4 protein-coding genes are annotated in these 3,880 nt (G+C 58.9%); all 4 read right to left on the bottom strand.

Annotation, left to right across the window (positions count from 1 at the left end):
- Positions 1-106: 106 nt before the first annotated feature.
- Positions 107-724, bottom strand: coding sequence for a Holliday junction branch migration protein RuvA (ruvA, locus tag AC1DRJ_RS21060; RefSeq protein WP_477803842.1), 618 nt, complete (start codon positions 722-724; stop codon positions 107-109).
- Positions 725-839: 115 nt separating this feature from the next.
- Positions 840-1,364, bottom strand: coding sequence for a crossover junction endodeoxyribonuclease RuvC (gene ruvC / locus AC1DRJ_RS21055; protein WP_007945844.1), 525 nt, complete (start codon positions 1,362-1,364; stop codon positions 840-842).
- An 84-nt stretch (positions 1,365-1,448) separates the two neighbouring features.
- A complete protein-coding gene (locus tag AC1DRJ_RS21050) occupies positions 1,449-2,195 on the bottom strand; it encodes a YebC/PmpR family DNA-binding transcriptional regulator (protein WP_027922936.1) in 747 nt (248 codons plus the stop codon).
- Positions 2,196-2,311: 116 nt separating this feature from the next.
- Positions 2,312-3,880: aspartate--tRNA ligase (gene aspS / locus AC1DRJ_RS21045; protein ID WP_477803841.1), on the bottom strand; the 1,569-nt coding region annotated here is incomplete at its 5' end.

The following is a 3,880-nucleotide window of genomic DNA, read 5'->3' as shown; positions in this document are numbered from 1 at the left end:
GGCCTATATATTCGGCCAGGCTGACAGGACGAATCGCCCGGTCCTGGACTTCCTCGCGATCCCGAGGAGCGGGCGCGGCGGTAATCAGACGATCAGCTTCAATCACTTAAATCATTCCCTTCAGGGCACGACGAATCATGTCTTCACTGCTCAAACCTTTCTCCTTGATTGCAGAAATCGCCTTACTGGCCTCCTGCGGCTTGTAGCCCAAGGAGATCAACGCGCTGACCGCGTCATTTTCGGCGGTGGCGATCGGAGCCGACGCATCTGGCCCACCCGGCTGGTTTGGCACAAGGGCGAACATCGCCGGTACGGTTTCCCAGGCTTTGAAGCGGTCCTTGAGTTCCACCAACAAACGTTCGGCGGTTTTTTTGCCCACGCCCGGCACCTTGGTCAGCGCCGAGGTGTCCTGAGACTGCACGCAACGGACCAGTTCATCGACTTCCAGACTCGACATCAACGCCAGCGCCAATTTCGGCCCTACGCCGTTGAGACGGATCAGCTCGCGGAAAAAGTCTCGCTCACGCTTGCCGAAGAAACCATAGAGTAACTGCGCGTCTTCGCGTACGACCAAGTGGGTGTGCAAGGTCAGCGGTTCACCGACCGACGGCAGGCGATACAGCGTGGTCATAGGCACTTCCAGCTCATACCCCAGACCGTTTACATCCAGAATCAGGTGCGGCGGCTGTTTTTCAGCCAGKGTGCCGCGCAAGCGTCCAATCACGTTTCAGATCCTTGAGCGTTGGCCAGATCAATGTCTGGCGACGAACAGAACAAGGGGCCGCGTCGACGACACAGACACGACGAACCTCATTCCATAAAAAAGACTGCTGATGCTATCAGAGACGCAAGCGCCCGCCACGACTGCGTGCCGTCCCCAGGCCATGGGGCAACAAACTGGAACGGGTGTGAGCATGGCAGATGGCAATGGCCAGAGCGTCAGATGCGTCGATTTGCGGCTTGCTGGTCAATTTCAGCATGTGCATGACCATCATCTGCACCTGTTCTTTATTCGCCGCGCCGGTGCCGGTCACTGCCTGCTTGACCTGGGTTGCGGTGTACTCGGCGATCTCCAGGCTTTCTTCGGCACCGGCGACGATCGCAGCACCGCGCGCCTGCCCCAGCTTCAGCGCGGAGTCGGCATTGCGCGCCATGAACACCTTTTCGATGCCCATGGTGACCGGGCCGTAAGTCTGGATGATTTCGCGCACGCCGCGATAAACGATCTGCAGACGCTCATGCAATTCTCCCGAACCCGTGCGAATGCAGCCCGACGCCACGTACACACAGCCACGCCCGGTATCGCGCACCACGCCATAACCGGTAATACGCGAACCGGGGTCGATACCAAGAATTAAAGTCATAACGCCTGCGGGTTAGGTAAGAGCACTTCAATACAGCCAATAACCAATGTGGGAGCTGACTCCCACACTTGATCTTAGTCACCCTTAACCGAGCTGTGCAGCCACCGACTCTGGTATATCGGCATTGGAATAGACGTTCTGCACGTCATCCAGGTCTTCGAGCATGTCGATCAGCTTGAGCACCTTCTCGGCGCCTTCCAGGTCCAGTTCGGCACTGGTGGTCGGCAGCATGACGATTTCTGCGTCGTCACCCTTGAAACCGGCCGCTTCCAGCGCATTGCGTACGGAATAGAAGCCAGCGAAGGAGGTGAACACGTCAATCGAGCCATCTTCGTGGGTGACCACGTCATCGGCGTCAGCTTCCATGGCCGCTTCTATCAGCGCGTCTTCATCAACCCCTGGCGCGAAGGAAATCTGCCCTTTGCGCTCGAACAGATACGCCACAGAGCCGTCGGTGCCGAGGTTGCCGCCGCATTTGCTGAACGCGTGACGTACAGCAGCGGCAGTGCGATTACGGTTGTCGGTCATGCACTCGACCATCACCGCCACACCGCCAGGCCCATAGCCTTCGTAACTCAATTCGACCATGTCGTCGGTGTCGGCAGCACCGGCGCCGCGTGCGACCGCGCGATCAATGATGTCGCGACTCATGTTCGCGCCAAGGGCCTTGTCCAGCGCCAGACGCAGGCGTGGGTTGGAGCCCGGATCACCGCCGCCCTGACGGGCAGCAACAGTCAGTTCACGAATCCACTTGGTGAAAATCTTGCCCTTCTTGGCATCCTGACGTTCTTTGCGGTGCTTGATGTTCGCCCACTTGGAATGACCCGCCATAACTCGCTCCGAATTATCTTTGAAACATTGCCCGCCCCACACAGTGTCGGCCAGCAACAAAAAATCTCGACCTAAAGAAAAGGCGCACCCAAAAGGATGCGCCTTTGCGGTCAGCCTTACTCAGCCTTTGGCGTTTCGCGCAGACGAATGTGCAATTCGCGCAATGCCTTGGCATCCACCTGACCCGGTGCCTGCGTCATGACATCTGCCGCGCTCTGGGTTTTCGGGAAGGCGATCACTTCACGGATCGACTGGGCGCCGGTCATCAGCATCACCAGACGGTCCAGGCCGAAGGCCAGGCCACCGTGTGGCGGTGCGCCGTATTTCAGGGCATCGAGCAGGAAGCCGAATTTCTCTTCCTGTTCCGCTTCGTTGATACCCAGCAGGCGGAATACGGTCTGCTGCATTTCCTTGCGGTGGATACGGATCGAACCACCACCCAGCTCGGTGCCGTTCAGAACCATGTCGTAGGCACGGGACAGAGCGGTCGCCGGGTTGGCTTCCAGTTCTTCCGGCGTGCACTTCGGCGCGGTGAACGGGTGGTGCAAGGCGCTGAAGCTGCCGTCGTCGTTCTCTTCGAACATCGGGAAGTCGACGACCCACATTGGCGCCCACTTGCAGGTCAGCAAGTCCAGGTCGTTACCTACCTTGATCCGCAGCGCGCCCAGGGCTTCGCTAACGATCTTGGCTTTGTCGGCACCGAAGAACACGATGTCACCGTCAACCGCACCGACGCGATCGAGGATCACGTTGAGGTTGGCTTCAGGAATGTTCTTCACGATTGGCGACTGCAGGCCTTCGACACCTTTGGCGCGCTCGTTGACCTTGATGTACGCCAGGCCCTTGGCACCGTAGATGCCGACGAACTTGGTGTAGTCGTCGATCTGCTTGCGCGGCATGCTCGCCGCGCCTGGAACGCGCAAAGCGGCAATACGGCATTTCGGGTCGTTGGCCGGGCCGCTGAATACCTTGAAGTCGACTTCTTTGAGTTGGTCGGCAACGTCCACCAGTTCCAGCGGGTTACGCAGGTCCGGCTTGTCGGAACCATAACGACGCATGGCTTCTTCGAAGGTCATGTGCGGGAACTCACCGAATTCCAGATCCAGCACTTCCTTGAACAGGTTGCGGATCATGCCTTCAGTCAGGCCCATGATGTCTTTTTCATCGAGGAAGCTGGTTTCGATGTCGATCTGAGTGAACTCAGGCTGACGGTCGGCACGCAGGTCTTCGTCGCGGAAGCACTTGGCGATCTGGTAGTAACGGTCGAATCCGGCCACCATCAGCAGTTGCTTGAACAGCTGTGGCGATTGCGGCAAGGCGAAGAACGATCCGGCGTGAGTACGGCTCGGCACCAGGTAGTCGCGAGCACCTTCAGGGGTGGCGCGGGTCAGGATCGGCGTTTCGACGTCGAGGAAGCCGTTCTCGTCCAGATAGCGACGGATGCTGGTGGTCATGCGCGAACGCAGACGCAGCTTCTCGGCCATTTCCGGGCGACGCAGGTCAAGGAAACGATAGCGCAGGCGGGTTTCTTCGCCGACATCGGAGAACTCGTTCAGCGGGAACGGCGGGGTTTCCGATTCGTTCAGCACTTCCAGCTCGTAGCCGAGGACTTCGATCATGCCGGACGCCATGTTGGCGTTGGTGGCGCCGGCTGGACGCGGGCGAACCTTGCCGGTGATCTTCAC

The sequence above is a fragment of the Pseudomonas sp. P5_B2 genome, assembly GCF_056400445.1.
Note: the sequence above shows the minus strand (reverse complement) of the source record. Positions and strands in the feature narration are given on the sequence as shown.

Bases quoted from the DNA above. Each gene is read 5' to 3' on its own strand.
- ruvC (WP_007945844.1), bottom strand. From the start codon at position 1,364: ATGACTTTAATTCTTGGTATCGACCCCGGTTCGCGTATTACCGGTTAT.
- AC1DRJ_RS21050 (WP_027922936.1), bottom strand. From the start codon at position 2,195: ATGGCGGGTCATTCCAAGTGGGCGAACATCAAGCACCGCAAAGAACGT.